We start from the raw sequence: 13,598 nt of genomic DNA, 5'->3' as shown, positions 1-13,598 counted from the left end.
CGTTCGACGACGGGGAGACCCCGGTGCCACGACCCTGTCCCAGCGACAGACGTGGTGGATGAGCTTCGCGGGCACGGCCACCCGAAGGTGGCCGGGCCACTTCACGTTCCGCTGACGTCGCCGAGTCCGTCCTCGTTCGAGGTCAGAGCAGCTTGACCAGTTCGTCGAACTGCTCGTCGGTGATCTCGCCGTTGACGAACGCGCTCGAGAGGATGTTTCCGAGACTGTCGGGGACTTCGCCGCCGTCTGGGTCGGCCATCACTTGCTCGTAGGTGTTCCTCGGTCCACGAGGCCTCCCCTGCCGGGATGGCGGACCGCCGCGCTTGTCCATCCGTTGGACCGCGTCGACTGCCGTAGCGAGGTCGATCTCGCCCTGGGATAGGCGATTGAGGATCTTCTCCAGTTCAGCTGCTGCGCTCACTTCGTTCCCTTTCCGGAGCCATGGATGTACAGGACCTCACTGGTCGAGGACGACACCGAAGTCGTCGAACAGTGATCCATACGTCCCCGGCAGCGGGGATCGCCTTCTCGAACATTCGCCGAGTCGCGCAATGAAGCACGTCATGGCCTCGAATCGGGGAGCAGGTGGAGCAACCCCTCACGCTCGAGGTCGCGAAGGAAGTGTTCGGTGGGCTTGTGGGTGCTGAGCCATTCACGGATGCCGGCTTCCTTCTCTGCCCGCGTGGCGCGGGTCAGCCTCAGCCTGGTCAGCAGCGAGAACACCAACTGAGGCTTCGGCCGAGGTTGACCTGGCGGCGTGAAGATTGAGTCATCCCACAGTCGTTCACCGAATGCCGACATCAGAGCCCAATCGAGCGACGGTGGGTTTCGAGAAGCCCCGGCGCGTCACCGCAGCTGCACCATGCAGAAGTTACTGGGGGTGTCGAGGATCCCGTCGATCGATCCGCTCATCGTGTCCCAGTAGTGCTGGTTCTGGTACAGGACCTGACCGTTCGACGCGTTGTAGACCGTGCAGGAGATCGCCGTGTCCGATGCCGCTCGAGGCTCGAGGCCCACCCAATGGCCCTGCCGGGCGACGAAGCTGTGTTGGGCGACGCCGCCACACACCGTGCCGGTCGAGCGTGCACCGTTGTCCTCCCACCAGGAGAACCCCATGCAACTCGAGGGGCCGCCCCAGCCGACGATGGACACGATGGTGTCGCCGGGCCGGTAGGTGCCGGCGGCGTTGGCGGTACCGATACCGACAGTGCTGGTGAGCGCGGCGATACCGGCCGTCGCGGCGGCGATCGGAGCGAGTCTGCGGAGCTTCATGGTCGGGTCCTGTCGTGATGGGATCGGGGCATCAGCGGTGGGTGGTCGGGTGAAAGGACGTTCCGTGCCGGGTGAGCGGTCACGCGATCTTGTTCAGCTCGTTCTGGTAGTAGAAGCTGCCGAGGCCGAACACGAAGCACAGGAGCATCCCGATCACGGGGCTGCAGGTGCCCTCGACTCCGGCTCGCATCTGTGCCTCCCGGATGCGATTACCGGTGCGGTAGAAGCTGATCAGGAACGGGATTCCCATCCAGCCCAGGAAGATCATGACGAGAAGCGGGCCCGCCACGGGGGCGTTCGGGTCGCGGGACTGGTCGGCCATCTCGCGGTGGATCTTGTAGTACCAGACGAAGAAGTAGATGCCGAGGGTGATCAGCGGGAGGCCGATCCACACCGCCCACGGGTTGCGCCGCTTGATGGGTGAGATGTTCTGCGTTGCAGTCGGTGTGGTGGTCATGTTCGTCCTTTGGTCGGTTCGCTGGTCTCGAGGTGGGCTGGGCGGGTAACTGGTCGACGTTCCGTGGACCTCGGTGGCGCCCCGCGCTGTTGGCTGCGCGGGGCCCGGGCCGTCAAGCACCGGTCTATGGGGCGTCGACGCTGTCGGCAGGTCGACGAGGGTGCCGGATCACGGCCCGGCCGTGCAACTGACAAGCGCGTACTGCCCGGTCGCGGTCTGCTCATCCTCGACCTCCCCGTCGATGGACACCCGGCAGGTCACCGACGTGCCATCGGTTTGAGCGGTCACCCCTGCGATCACGAACGTCGAGGTGTTCTTCACGGTTTTCGTCCACGGCGCCGACGGTGAGGACTCCTGCTGGATCGCGCTGTTCTCATCGAAGTACGTCACGCTGTTGAGCGTGCCGCTGTCCGAGATCACCTCGTAGACCACCGTCTTGCCCTTGCCTGACGGCTCGGCGGCCTTGAGCGGCGGCAGTGCCGGCGCCGGTGCGCCCTGGTCGGGGGCCTCTGCGGGCGGGTTCTGCTCGCCGACCTCCGCGGCTCCGGCTCCGGAGCTGGCGGTGGCCTTCTCCTCGTTGTCGACGGTGGAGACCATTGCCACGGTGCAGCCGCCGAAGAGCAGCACCGGGATGCCGACGACGATCCACGGCCAGATCTTGCGCTTCTTCGGCGCGGGCGGCAGATTCTGCCCGTGCGGGTACGGCTGGTTCGGGTCCGTCACTTCGATTCCTCCTCGGGAATGTCGCCTTGCTGGTGTGATGCGCAGGTGGCGTCCGATCGCGACCCCGGGGCGGTCCGAAAATGGATCCGCCCGTGCGTGATCGGTTCACCCAGCGGAGCGATGACGAAACCCCCTCTTCCCCGCATTTCGGGGGACGGGACGGCTTCGTTACCGCATCTGATCAGGGTGGGCAGGTCAGACGCCGGATGAACCGGCCATCACGAGCGGGAGGACAGCGCTGCCGACCATCGCGCTGCCGACAACGGCGGCACCGATGACGGGGCCGGTCAGGTCAGGAAGCGGGGCTACGGGCACGTCGCCGATGCGGGTCCAGGTGCCGCAGTACTCGGACTCGAACGCGTAGTCCGAGGGCAGGACGGTGACGATGACCCGCTCGGCGTGCGTGTAGTCCGAGGCGATGATGTCCTCGAAGCCGCCGGTGGTGCCGGACAGGCGCTTCCAGTAGCAGCCCATGTAGTCGTCGACCTGGCCGGATGCCGCGTACTGGCCGGGGGCGAGCTCGGCGCCGACGAGGTAGGTGCCTTCCCCGGGGGCGGCGGTCTGGGCGGCGTTGGCGGTGCCGGCGCCCGCGAGGACGAGGCCGGCGGCGGCGATGGAGCCGGCGATCGCGGTGGCGGTCTTGTGCATTGGGTCTCCTGGCGAGTCGGTGTGCTCGTGACTGTTCGAGCAGTGCTCATAGCTCACTCGATCCGGCGGGTTCGGCGCCTCGTCTGATCGGGCGGAGTGGGTCGTACTTTCGGTCGGACCTCATCGCGCATCTCCACCTTTCGGGTCCTGCCGACCTGCCGGGGTCGTTGCGTAGCCTCCATGCGGTGACCGCGATTTCCGAGACCATTCGTCGCCGCGCCTGGACAACGGGCGCGGTGGCGTTGAGCGTGTTCGGCACCCTGATGGCGCTCGGGCTTTCCGCGGATTCGGGGAATGTGCACGACGTCAACCTCGCCCTTGGGCTGCTGCTGAACCTCGGTGCGGCAGTCGCGCTGGTGTGGCGGCACGAACACCCCTGGATCGTCCTCGCGGCCGCACTGGCGGGGCCGCTGTTCTTCTCCACCGACGCCACCGCCGCGCTGATCGTGCTCTACGCGATCGCGAAGACCGAGCGCGGGGAGCGCCTGGCCGCCGCGACGATCGCCGTGTACCTGGCGTGCGCCGCGTCTCTGACGTACGACGCCCACCGCACCCGCGACAACTCGGTGCTCACCATGGCTGTGACGCGGCCGGAGAAGGGGGCACCGAAACCGGAATGGGAAATCGCCGTGTGGATTCCGTGGTTCGTCGCCGCGGTCCTGGTGGCGATCGTGGTGGGCGCGGCGATGCTCAAGCACACCCGGTCCGAGTTGGCGCAAGCCGAGCACAGCCGCGATCTCGCGACCGAGCAAAGTCACGTGATGCGCGACGAGGTGATCCGGACAGAGGAACGCACCCGCATCGCCCGGGACATGCACGACACCCTCGCCGCGAGCCTGAGCCGAATCTCGTTGTTCGCCGGCGCCCTCCAGGTCAACGGCGCCGACAACCCGGAGAAGATCGCCAACACTGCCTCGATGATCCGATCCACCGCCCACGACGCGCTCGACGATCTCAAGCACATCGTCGGGGTGCTCCGCGGATCCGCGGCCGCGAACGCCCGACCGAGCGGCCACCAGGGCATCGACAGCGTCGCCGAACTCGTTCAGTCCGCGCGGGCCGCGGGCCTGCACGCCACCCTGTACACCGACCTTCAACCCGGGGACGTCGGAACGGTGTCCGGTCACGTCACCTACCGGGTCGTGCAGGAATCGCTCACCAACGCACAGAAATACGCGAGCGACCAGACCATCCGCATCTCGATCAGCGGCGCCGCCGAGCACGGCATCCGCATCGACATCCGCAACAACCTCAGTGCACTGCCCCCGAACGTGCCGCCCGGGTCAGGCTCCGGTCTGCGCGGACTCGCCGAACAGGCCGGCGAGATCGGCGGCACCTTCAACGCCGGTGTGCTCGGCACCGAGTTCGTCGCCACCTGCTGGCTCCCCTGGTACGCCTGAACGAGAGCCGGACGCTGATCGTCCAGTCCCCTCATCGGCGCGCGCCGCCAGGTAATACCCTGACGGGCACCATGACCACTGCCGACGTCATCACCGTGCTCATCGTCGACGACGACCCCTTCGTCCGGCGAGGCGTGGCCGACATCTTCGCTGCGGCCACCGACATCACCGTCGTCGCCGGTGTCGATGACGGTGACCAGGTGCCCGCCGCCGTCGCCACCCACCGCCCCCGCGTGGTGCTGATGGACCTCAAGATGCGTCGCGTCGGAGGCCTCGAAGCCACCCGCCAGCTCATGACCCTCCCCGACCCGCCGCGCGTGATCGCGATGACCGCGATGGACGTCGACGACCTCGTCATCCAGGCTGTCACCGCCGGCGCCCACAGCTTCCTCTCCAAGGACGAAGCCCCCGAAACCTTCCACCAGTCCGTCCGCGCCGTGGCCGCGGGCAACAGCCTGTTCAGCCAGGACTCGTTGCGGCGCATCGTCGCCGGCGCCTCACCGCCGCCACCGGCTACCGCGGCGGTGCCGGTCAACGTAGGCGCGCTCAGCGAGCGTGAACGCGACGTCCTCCAGGCCCTGGCGTCCGGCGCGTCGAACGCGGACATCGCCACCGCGCTGTTCCTGAGCGAAACGACCGTCAAGACCCACATCTCCTCGGTCTTCACCAAACTCGGCACCCGCAACCGCGTCGAGGCGGCGCTGACCGCGTTCCGGGCAGGGATCGTGAGCTGACGTATCGCCGCCCGGCGGACAGCGCGGCGCACCCTGGCGTGACGGCCGGGCACGCCCGTCAGTCGGGCGCACACGGCCTTCAGGTCACGGCGGCTGGTGGCGGGGCCGCTGGCCCGCACTACTACTGCAGCGCGTGCACCATTCGTTCGCGATAGTGATCAACGTAGACTTTGGCGCACCCTTTCCACTTCTCGCGCGACGATGCGAGGGTTACTTCTTGGCTGCCCCGAGTCCGATCCACCAGCGCCGGTTCGAGCGCTTCAGCTCGGAGTCGGAGTGGGCGTTGACGGTTAGGTTGCCGAGGTGGCCGGACTTTGGCTCGGCTCAGCAACCTGCCGCAATTCCTGTCCATCCCAGTACCTCACGGAGTTCGTGCCCTCTGGATTTGGGTACCACCCCGGAGTTGCCATGGGGATATCACACGCAGCTATCTGTCAGTCGAACGGCGGACATTCCTGAGCCGTAGGCGAACCGGCATCCCAAAAAGGCCGCACTGCCGGCGCGAGCAAACCCGGCCCAATCCGGGGATGCGTCGCAGGCGCCGTCCCCTGCGTTCTCCGGATCGCGGCGGGCTGCCACGCCGTACCTGACAGAGCGACATGGTTCACTGTCGCAGTGCCGTCCCAACCCACACCTCCCGGCGAACCATCCGGCCGCAGGACCAGCCAAAGCCGCAAAGCACGTCCGTGGTGGGTAACCGATCGAGGCGCGCTGGCAGCCATCGCGATCATCGCACTCATTGGATTGGGCTTCCTCACCGGCACCGTCACCGATGCCCTTCGCGATGATGAGTCCGTAAGTGTAGGTGCGGTTGACGCTCCGACGAATCCACAGCAGCTCGCCGCTGGACTCGAGGCGGCCAATGACCCCAGTCTGCGGAGCCCCGACAGCTACTTCGAGGTCTCCTCCGGCGAGTTCGAGAAGATGATGTTCCCATCCGGCGACCTCGACAAGTATCAGTACCCCTTCGTCGGATCCCGTATCGTGTTCTACGGCAAGATCAACGAACTAGCACCCGACTTCGACACGTCGACAGCGGGAACATACTTCGAGGCATCGATCAGCCACGACGACCTCGGTCCACTCGTCGGCCTAAGTAGCGGTTCGGCCCAGGTCGCCATTGTCGGAGAGAAGGCCAACCTCGGCGTGCTCGCCCACGGCGACAACCTCAAGATCTTCGCTGAGATCGGCAACCCCTACCTGACGGGCGATGAGATGTTTGGGTCGAAGCGTCGCGATCCGTTCCTCGTTGCGCACATCGTCGAAGTCCTCCGCTGAACACCCAAACGGCCGGCCGATCCTCCCACGCGTGTGGCCAGCGGTCGGCGCGTTCGTGTGGTGCACTGTCGCCGTTTACGCCTACTACCGATACCAGAGCCTCGCGGGACTGATTGTCGCGCACAGCGCCACAATTTGATCCGGCTCACGAGGCGGAACGATATGTGGTGGCTTGACGGTGGACTGGCGGCAACAATGATCGCGGCGGGCGGATTCTTCGTTGTCGCCGACCGATTCATCACACGCAGCGGGGGCCCGGACCCTGCCCCGAACACCGAACACTGATCCAGATGCCAGCGGCCACGGATCTGCCACACCTGCGCACGCCGTCCAGTGAGACCATTGGCCGCGTGACTGCACAGGAGATCGCGGACCTTATCGACCGACTGAAGGGGCACTTCGTCCTGACCGCGGTCGGCCTCACTATGGCGGTGAACCCCGAGGCCGACCGTCTGCTTGACGAGTCTGGAGTCAATCTCGACCGTGATCAGATTCGGTTGCGGCGCAGCGGAAAGTCGGACTACACGCTGCCGATCCGCGAGGTCGTCGAGGCTTCGCAGCTCGACAAGGACCGACAATGGGCCGTCATTGAGAGTTGGCTCGAACTCTCCATCATCCGCGTCGGAGCTGCGCTCGACGAGCGTAAGTACTTCGACAAAGCGCCTGTCCTAGTCTTCTTCAAGCACGTGCGAAACGGATTGGCACACGGCAATACGTTCGACCGGCCGACTGCGGAAGCCGAGCAGCGCGGGAACGAAGGCGATCAGAAGCGGAAGCGCCGCCGCGCCGGCCAGGACGGATACTGGGCCCTCACCGCCCGCTTCGGGGACCGCACCATCACCAAGAAGACCGAGGGCCGCGTCTACGGGGGACGTGGCCTTCTGAAGCGCGGCGACCTCCTTGCACTGCTCGATGAAGTGGCCGCGCACCTGCGAACGGATCCACCGCAGCTGTCGCACAGAGATGCTCGCGCCGTCTATGGATCCGCACCGGAAATCGAGGAACAGACGATTGGGGAGTCGACGGTCTTAAGCTGATTTGCCGAGCTCCAGCCGCCTCGCGGCGTGCGTTGGTGCGGCGCAAGCCGACTCGACTCCAGCGAAGGAGCCCACGCGGCGACCCACCCTGGACGACAAAGGCCATCACTAATCCCTTCGCTCCTCAACAGGAACGGCGTCAGACTCAACTCGACCCAGCCCCAGAAGCTTCCCTAGCGCGGCCAACAGGTCGCCTCTCAGCACGGACGGGTTCGCCTCCCCAGACTCGTTGATGCCGTTGACCTGTTGTGGCGGATGCGCCGCGAGCGTGCGCTGCAACTCAGCGAGGCTTTCCCCGTCAACGATGTTGGCATTGGACACGAGCTTCATCTGCTCATAAGCGAATGCCCGAGCCGCGAGCGCAGCAAGGTAGCGAGCCTGCGCTTCCGCGCTGCTCATGTCTGTGCGGTCCACCGCTTCGGCCACAGCCAACTCCCGGCCGGAGTCCACAACCGTTGCTTCAACCACGACGGGCTGCTTGGTCGCTGGCTTGGGTGCCTTGCGTGCCGCCTCCTTTGCGCGTCGCGCCTCAATGACGGGTCTGGCCTTCTCATGCCATAACCGCTTGGCGTGGGGCGTTGCCACCTCAACTAGGAACACTATGGCTTTCGCAATCAGCTCGGCATTCACTTCCCGCTCACGGGCTCGCCGTCGCTCATACTCCTCGTCGTACACATGGACCGGCTCGTAACGCGATACTGGGTCTGGCTCTTCGTCCGAGACCGGGATGAATCTGGCACTACCTTTGAGCTTGCCGTCACCGTCGAAGAGGTTCGGATGAAGCCCGCCCTCCTTCTTCTTGCCCGGAGTCAGGTCCGCGTCGAACTCGAGGAAGCCATTGATTCTAGTAACGACGCGACCCTCGGGCGCGAGGGTGGGCGTTGTCGTCCGCGCCGCAATCAGCTCGTCAGGAGTCATACTCACGACCCTACTTTCGGTCACCGACCCAATGGATCGAATGCCAGCGCTTACGGCCAATCGGGCTGTTCGGTACCACATCGCATGTCCACCCCCACTCCGAGACTCCCTGTTCGGCGCTAGTCTCCGCGGTCGGCCGCGACTGATGCACGCATTCTGGCCGCAGGACGCGGGCAGTGCCTGGTCGGCCATGATGCCCAACTTCAGTTTTCGAGTGCGGCATACCGCAGTCGCCCGCGGAGCCGCGGGCGCGGGCCAACCGCACGCGGGGAAGCCGAGGACGCGAAACTCCGTGATCAACAGGCGCAGCGCGAGATCAAACGCGCCGGCACAGACGGCCAGCTCGGCACGGCCGACGACGACAACACCTATTACTCCTTTGATTGAGAACGGCAACATGTACGCCCCCAGCCAGAGCATCAACGCAACGGCGGCGGAGGCGGAGGCTTCATCTGCCGCCGCAGCCGCCTGTGCTGAACCCGCAATTGCGGCTCAGCTGGGCTTGCCCCTAACCACCCGACCGAGCGATCCCACATCCACCACACGGAAATAGTGGCGCCAGATCGACCATTCCGTTCGGATCGCCACGCTTACGACCCTGCAGCAGGCAACTACACTCCCCGGTCCGAGATCGTCTGGCCGGGCACCCGAATAACCGCACCCGAGAAACGACGGCGACCACCTCTGTCCACCCAAATCCGATAGCTCAGCGTTATGACATTACGCCTGGGAGCATCCCGTCCTAGACGCCGGTTGTCGGATCGATGCTCGGCTTTGAACGTGCGGGGGCGACGTGGAGCAACAGCGTGACGGTTGTTTGCGCCACGATGGCAAGGATTGTTGCTCGAACTGTGGTCGGCTGGTGCACCAGAGAGGGCGGCCGAATAGCTGGTCGTCGTGCGGTTCCGATTCACGCACTCCGCTTTGGGGCTGGAGCTTCCACCTCCAGCTTCCGCGGTGTTGTCCGTTGACATCGCACGGGAAGGACCGGTCTCCTAGGTCTCGGATTGGGCTCGATCGCCATCGCGACACGAAAGTTCAGAGTTGGCTTAGCTTTCGGTTGGCGTGAGGACGAGCCCTTCGAGTTCGACGGCCGTGTCTGTGGGTTCGATGACGATGAAGCCTTGGGAGGCGATGATCCCACGGTCGATGACGGTCGAGCGTTTGTCTCCGTCTTCGTTGGTGATAATGCCGCAGTCGATAGTGGAGCAGCGGGTCCAGTAGCCGGTAGGTGCGTTCTGGGCGCGTTGGGCGCGGTAGGTTCCTGGTTCGATTTCTGCGCCGACGAGGTAGGTGCCGTCAGTGGTGAGTGGGTCGACGACGTCGGCGATGGGCTGATTCTGTGCAGGCTGACTGCTGCTTCCTGCTTTATCAGCGGTCCGTGTGGTTCGAGGGTTGTCGTCGTTGTCGGCGCGGACGGTGATGACGAGTCCGGCGACGACGATGGCGGCGACTACCCAGGGCCATTGCCTGCGCTTCTTCGTGGGTCCAGGTTCGGCTGACTGCGGGTCTCGTGGTCTAACGGCGCGCCACTGCTCACCATCCCAGTGCCGATCAGAGTTGGACCCGTCGGGGTTCGGGTACCAGCCAGCGGAAGCGGCCATCAGGTGTCCATTCTTCTTGGGCGGATACGACCGCCATTCCGATTCCTCACATGCGACATGGGTTCGTCAGCTTGTTCTAGCAGGGGTCGAGCGCTGTCGGCCGAATAGAGGACACTCAAACCATCACAGTCACACGAGCTCCGGCAGTTCAGCACTGCTATGCAACTTGTACCCCGTCGTCGCAGATGGCAGCGTCTTCGGCTGGTCCCCGATGCCAGCTGAGGGAGGTCTCGGGCCGATTCTCACCCGATATGCCTCCGACGGACGATTGTCAGCAGCTTCGAGATCGGGCCGATGAACGGGTCAATGGTGAGATCGACAAGGCGGACCATGGTCGCGTACGACGCCAATCGCTGTATGAACGGGCGGCAACAGCGCCGGCGCGGTGAGTCGTCGATCCCCCGCCAGCCAACAGCCCGGTTAGGTGATAGCGGGGAACCCACCCCGGTCGCACGGGGTGGCTTCACCAGGTGATGCTATCGGTCAGGCGGCGATCAATTCGAACGCCGCCTGCTTGACGCCCTTGGGGTCGGGGGTGGCGAACTGGCGCGCCGCGCGACCGGCGCCGCCGTCGCGGCCGGGGCGGAACCAGTCCTCCCACTCGGTGACGGCGTTGTAGGCGGCCCAACGGGTTCCACGGGCATCCACCTACGTTCGGCGATCTGGAACAGGTCGAGGAGCTCACCGCGACGGTTCTCCCAGCGGGGGACCGCGCCTTCTTCGCCTCGCGATCGATCGCGGTACGGGTATGTCGCACAGTCTATTTCGATCCCGCACCGATCCCCTGGACGAGTCCGTTGAAGCACACCAACCCGCAGTCCGCTGACCTCTCCGGTGATCGATCCGGAGCCGAGCAAGGTGCGGATGACATCAGACGACCAGGTCCTTGCCGCCGACGTTCATACGCGCCTCGGGCAGATCCATTGTCAGGAACACCTTCCGGCCGTGGTCGTACTCACCGGCGTGCGCGAACATTCCGTCGAGCTGGCGGGCGTGGTCGGCGAGGTCGAATGCGGCCCGGTTGTCCACGGGCTCGTAGCCGCTGCCCACACGTGCCAGGGTGGTGAAACTGTCGCGAAGGAGCAGCTTCTGCCCGGGAATCGACGTCGAGATCACCCCGGTTGGTGAGACGGTCAACGCCTTCGCCTCGTGCATCTCCAAGCCCCAATCGAGACCGGCCATATGCAGCGCCTTAGCCGTGGACCGGTCCAAATCCCGCTGGTCGTGTTCAGGCCTGGCGAGCCGGCCGTCGATCCCGACGCCTATCGGCAGGAACTGTTGGCTGTCAACGATATTCCGGCCGAGTCGTTCGTCAACTGGGTGGGCGATCCGATCGAGCTGATGCCAGCGTTGTCGACACCCGACCCGTCGGTGACCACCGCGAACCCGGACTGCCTGCCCGGCGGCGACCGCCAACGCGCCGTCCAGAAGATGGTGTTCATCGGAACCCACTGGTCCGGTGAACGATTCGTCAACGTCGGCAGTAGTCAGGTGATCACCGTCCATCTGTCGAACTCGCCGCATGGTGATGTGGAGACGGTGGATGGATGGTTGACCGACTGCGCGGACACCGCGCTGAGCGTCGATGGGGTCGCCACCGCACTGTCGTTGCGGTCGGTGCCGGTGGATCCGGCGTACTACGGGATCGACACTGCCCGCGTGTGGGCGTCCACCGTCCGGAACGACAACGGATCAGTGGCCAGCACGCTAACCGTGTACGGGTGAGCGGCGCGGTGACGATGCAGGTCGATCTGACGTTCCCCACTGAGGTGTCCGATGCGGCCATCACCCAACTCGACGCGGTGTGGCGGGCACAGGCCGCGAAGCTGGTCGGGATGCAGTCGGTCGGCGGCGGCGCGGCCTGACATCGCCGCCCGGACCCCGGCGATGCCTGCCCTATCGATGACCTGCCGACCGCGACGCCGTCGTGGCTACCAATTCCCGGAGGCCAAGAGCGGATCGGCGTGAACAACGATGGCGTCGATCATCGCATCGATCTTGTCGAACGAGTGCTTGACCGCGATCCCCGGGATGATCGGGTCCGAAGCGACGCTGAGCAGTACCGAGTACGTGCCATTCGACCAGCTGGCCGTCGACACACCCAGGTCCGTGTTGATGATCTTCGTGCCGCCACCGTCGGGGCCGAACGCGACCTTCGAGTCGCCCGGTAGCAGGTTCACGTCCGCGTTGCCGTCCGCTTCGGCGCGGGCCGCTTCAACGCTGGTGTGCAAGCTGACATCGAACACCACCTCCCCCTGGTCGTTTCCGCACCCGTAGACGGCGAGGACGTCCTTGTATGCGAGGTCAGCGGGGTTGAGGTCTGCGGTGTGGAGCGCGCCGCTGAACCCCGCTGCAGACAGCAGCGAAGGGTCCAGGAGTGCGCAGGCGTCGTGCGCGGGCACTGTCTGGGCTACCGGGTCGACGGACGGCGCCGGTTCAGTCGGCGGCGTGGTCGTGACTGCCGGGGCGGCCGACTCGGTCGAGCTGCACGCGGACAGCAGTGCGACGCAGGCACAGACAGCAGCGACGGCGGGTCGGCTCCGGGGACGGGGACGCATGTGGCGCACCCTAGCCGGATGCGCGGCCAGGGACTGTGAACTGCACCGATATGTGATCCAGTCCCCACATATGCCATCTCAGCTGCCGCGTGCAACAGTCGAACTGAACCAGGATGCGTCCACCATCCCCGCGAGTCAGTTTCGGTTCAGCCCATGCCGCCGAGTATCGAGTGCGAACTTGAAGTGACTCTCCGCCTCGTCGATCACCCTCGTCGGCGTCGCAGGGTCGAACACCCGCAGGAGCGAGAACCGGAAGCCGGTCGGGTCGATTCTGCGCAGCTCGACGTTGCCCCCGTGGCCATTGGTCGCGTACGCGTTCCAGCGCTGACGGATGCTCTCGGCCCCATCGGCCTTGCCGACGTACTGGCGGCCGTCGGTGGTGTCGGTGATCAGGTAGACGCCCACCACCGATGCCAGCGCGGTGCGCCACGAGACATAGCGGTGCTCGCGCATCACTGCTTGGAGCTGCACATGGTCCAGGACGAGCCGGTCGAAGCCGGGGAACGGGACCGGCTGTGAGTCGGCAATCTCCTTAACCGGATAGCCGGCGGCAGTGGGACCGTTGAGTCGCCAGGTGCGCGGCGACCTCCAGCCGATTACAAGCCGAGACCTGAGGTCCTCCAAGTGATCCGTGACGACCAGGTCGAACGTGCGCCGCAGTCCATCGTTCGAGATTTCGCCGCGGTTCTCCACAACTGCCCAGAGGCGGGCCTGGTCTCCGCCCTCAGGGACGAAGATGATCCAGAACCGGGGCGGGACGGCGGGAAAGATCCGCGGTGCCGTGGACTGCCGGCTCGTGTACTGCAGGATCTCAGCGTCGGTGGAGTCGGCGTGGATGCCCTGCATGCCTGTGTCCTCATGCTCGCGCACGTAGGCGTGCCGGATCACCTGGGCTTCTCCAGGGTCGATGCCAGCGCTGTGCATGATCGGTTCGAGCGTGAGTGTCATCGGCGGCCCTTCTTCAAAGTC

At 65.5% G+C, this 13,598-nt stretch carries 19 protein-coding genes; 6 read left to right on the top strand and 13 right to left on the bottom strand.

From position 1 onward, the window contains the following. Positions 1–142: 142 nt before the first annotated feature. From FFS72_RS09880 to FFS72_RS26770, 6 genes are all read right to left on the bottom strand, one after another. Complete coding sequence (locus tag FFS72_RS09880) at positions 143–421, bottom strand: hypothetical protein (protein WP_137873777.1); 279 nt, start codon at positions 419–421, stop codon at positions 143–145. Positions 422–561: 140 nt separating this feature from the next. Further along, positions 562–723, bottom strand: a complete 162-nt coding sequence (locus tag FFS72_RS26400; RefSeq protein WP_171018620.1) for a hypothetical protein — start codon at positions 721–723, stop codon at positions 562–564. A gap of 123 nt (positions 724–846) precedes the next feature. Further along, positions 847–1,272: a hypothetical protein gene (locus tag FFS72_RS09875; protein WP_137873776.1), complete on the bottom strand. Its 426-nt coding sequence runs from the start codon at positions 1,270–1,272 to the stop codon at positions 847–849. Positions 1,273–1,351: 79 nt separating this feature from the next. Further along, positions 1,352–1,729, bottom strand: a complete 378-nt coding sequence (locus FFS72_RS09870) for a DUF4234 domain-containing protein (RefSeq protein WP_137873775.1) — start codon at positions 1,727–1,729, stop codon at positions 1,352–1,354. A gap of 168 nt (positions 1,730–1,897) precedes the next feature. After that, positions 1,898–2,452, bottom strand: coding sequence for an MmpS family transport accessory protein (locus tag FFS72_RS09865; RefSeq protein ID WP_137873774.1), 555 nt, complete (start codon positions 2,450–2,452; stop codon positions 1,898–1,900). Positions 2,453–2,647: 195 nt separating this feature from the next. Then, a complete protein-coding gene (locus tag FFS72_RS26770; protein WP_137873773.1) occupies positions 2,648–3,100 on the bottom strand; it encodes an Rv1352/Rv1906c domain-containing protein in 453 nt (150 codons plus the stop codon). Between the two features lie 263 nt (positions 3,101–3,363). Between FFS72_RS26770 and FFS72_RS09855 the strand changes: the two genes are divergently transcribed. Both FFS72_RS09855 and FFS72_RS09850 read left to right on the top strand, forming a co-directional pair. Further along, the gene (locus tag FFS72_RS09855) at positions 3,364–4,500 is read left to right on the top strand and encodes a sensor histidine kinase (RefSeq protein ID WP_137873914.1); all 1,137 of its coding nucleotides are present in this window, start codon (positions 3,364–3,366) and stop codon (positions 4,498–4,500) included. A 71-nt stretch (positions 4,501–4,571) separates the two neighbouring features. Beyond that, the gene (locus FFS72_RS09850; protein WP_137873772.1) at positions 4,572–5,234 is read left to right on the top strand and encodes a response regulator; all 663 of its coding nucleotides are present in this window, start codon (positions 4,572–4,574) and stop codon (positions 5,232–5,234) included. A 290-nt stretch (positions 5,235–5,524) separates the two neighbouring features. Here the strand turns inward: FFS72_RS09850 and FFS72_RS27105 are convergent, their stop codons facing one another. Then, complete coding sequence (locus FFS72_RS27105) at positions 5,525–5,644, bottom strand: DUF2510 domain-containing protein (RefSeq protein ID WP_137873771.1); 120 nt, start codon at positions 5,642–5,644, stop codon at positions 5,525–5,527. A 205-nt stretch (positions 5,645–5,849) separates the two neighbouring features. On the opposite strand from FFS72_RS27105, the gene FFS72_RS09840 reads away from it, so the two are divergent. After that, positions 5,850–6,512 (top strand): hypothetical protein, encoded by a 663-nt coding sequence (locus tag FFS72_RS09840; protein WP_137873770.1) that lies wholly within the window; start codon positions 5,850–5,852, stop codon positions 6,510–6,512. A gap of 350 nt (positions 6,513–6,862) precedes the next feature. After that, positions 6,863–7,549 (top strand): hypothetical protein, encoded by a 687-nt coding sequence (locus tag FFS72_RS09835; RefSeq protein WP_249353223.1) that lies wholly within the window; start codon positions 6,863–6,865, stop codon positions 7,547–7,549. 108 nt (positions 7,550–7,657) lie between these two features. On the opposite strand, the gene FFS72_RS09830 is transcribed toward FFS72_RS09835, so the two are convergent. From FFS72_RS09830 to FFS72_RS09815, 4 genes are all read right to left on the bottom strand, one after another. Then, positions 7,658–8,467, bottom strand: coding sequence for a hypothetical protein (locus FFS72_RS09830; protein ID WP_137873769.1), 810 nt, complete (start codon positions 8,465–8,467; stop codon positions 7,658–7,660). A 1,049-nt stretch (positions 8,468–9,516) separates the two neighbouring features. Then, a complete protein-coding gene (locus tag FFS72_RS09825) occupies positions 9,517–10,071 on the bottom strand; it encodes an Rv1352/Rv1906c domain-containing protein (RefSeq protein ID WP_137873768.1) in 555 nt (184 codons plus the stop codon). Between the two features lie 483 nt (positions 10,072–10,554). Next, the gene (locus FFS72_RS09820) at positions 10,555–10,719 is read right to left on the bottom strand and encodes a DUF945 domain-containing protein (protein WP_137873767.1); all 165 of its coding nucleotides are present in this window, start codon (positions 10,717–10,719) and stop codon (positions 10,555–10,557) included. Positions 10,720–10,941: 222 nt separating this feature from the next. Continuing rightward, a complete protein-coding gene (locus tag FFS72_RS09815) occupies positions 10,942–11,226 on the bottom strand; it encodes a DUF932 domain-containing protein (RefSeq protein WP_171018619.1) in 285 nt (94 codons plus the stop codon). On the opposite strand from FFS72_RS09815, the gene FFS72_RS09810 reads away from it, so the two are divergent. Both FFS72_RS09810 and FFS72_RS26395 read left to right on the top strand, forming a co-directional pair. After that, positions 11,221–11,796, top strand: coding sequence for a hypothetical protein (locus FFS72_RS09810; protein ID WP_171018618.1), 576 nt, complete (start codon positions 11,221–11,223; stop codon positions 11,794–11,796). The genes FFS72_RS09815 and FFS72_RS09810 overlap by 6 nt on opposite strands. Further along, positions 11,793–11,936, top strand: a complete 144-nt coding sequence (locus FFS72_RS26395) for a hypothetical protein (RefSeq protein WP_171018617.1) — start codon at positions 11,793–11,795, stop codon at positions 11,934–11,936. The genes FFS72_RS09810 and FFS72_RS26395 overlap by 4 nt, the downstream gene beginning before the upstream one ends. A 66-nt stretch (positions 11,937–12,002) precedes the next feature. Here FFS72_RS26395 and FFS72_RS09805 read toward each other — a convergent pair whose 3' ends face one another. Further along, on the bottom strand, positions 12,003–12,629 hold the full coding sequence (locus FFS72_RS09805) for a hypothetical protein (protein WP_137873764.1): 627 nt from the start codon (positions 12,627–12,629) through the stop codon (positions 12,003–12,005). Positions 12,630–12,764: 135 nt separating this feature from the next. Beyond that, positions 12,765–13,577, bottom strand: coding sequence for a GIY-YIG nuclease family protein (locus FFS72_RS09800; RefSeq protein ID WP_137873763.1), 813 nt, complete (start codon positions 13,575–13,577; stop codon positions 12,765–12,767). Positions 13,578–13,598: the final 21 nt, after the last annotated feature.

The sequence above is a fragment of the Rhodococcus sp. Q genome (genome assembly GCF_005503035.1).
Taxonomy (GTDB): Bacteria; Actinomycetota; Actinomycetes; order Mycobacteriales; family Mycobacteriaceae; genus Rhodococcus_G.
The sequence above is the reverse complement of the archived record's forward strand: the minus strand, read 5'-3'. Positions and strand labels throughout refer to the sequence as shown.

Excerpts from the sequence above, each read along its gene's own strand:
- FFS72_RS26770 (WP_137873773.1), bottom strand. The coding sequence starts at position 3,100 with ATGCACAAGACCGCCACCGCGATCGCCGGCTCCATCGCCGCCGCCGGC.
- FFS72_RS09815 (WP_171018619.1), bottom strand. The coding sequence starts at position 11,226 with ATGCACGAGGCGAAGGCGTTGACCGTCTCACCAACCGGGGTGATCTCG.
- FFS72_RS09855 (WP_137873914.1), top strand. The coding sequence starts at position 3,364 with ATGGCGCTCGGGCTTTCCGCGGATTCGGGGAATGTGCACGACGTCAAC.
- FFS72_RS09800 (WP_137873763.1), bottom strand. The coding sequence starts at position 13,577 with ATGACACTCACGCTCGAACCGATCATGCACAGCGCTGGCATCGACCCT.
- FFS72_RS09850 (WP_137873772.1), top strand. The coding sequence starts at position 4,572 with ATGACCACTGCCGACGTCATCACCGTGCTCATCGTCGACGACGACCCC.
- FFS72_RS09805 (WP_137873764.1), bottom strand. The coding sequence starts at position 12,629 with ATGCGTCCCCGTCCCCGGAGCCGACCCGCCGTCGCTGCTGTCTGTGCC.
- FFS72_RS09830 (WP_137873769.1), bottom strand. The coding sequence starts at position 8,467 with ATGACTCCTGACGAGCTGATTGCGGCGCGGACGACAACGCCCACCCTC.
- FFS72_RS09870 (WP_137873775.1), bottom strand. The coding sequence starts at position 1,729 with ATGACCACCACACCGACTGCAACGCAGAACATCTCACCCATCAAGCGG.
- FFS72_RS09825 (WP_137873768.1), bottom strand. The coding sequence starts at position 10,071 with ATGGCCGCTTCCGCTGGCTGGTACCCGAACCCCGACGGGTCCAACTCT.
- FFS72_RS27105 (WP_137873771.1), bottom strand. The coding sequence starts at position 5,644 with ATGGCAACTCCGGGGTGGTACCCAAATCCAGAGGGCACGAACTCCGTG.
- FFS72_RS09875 (WP_137873776.1), bottom strand. The coding sequence starts at position 1,272 with ATGAAGCTCCGCAGACTCGCTCCGATCGCCGCCGCGACGGCCGGTATC.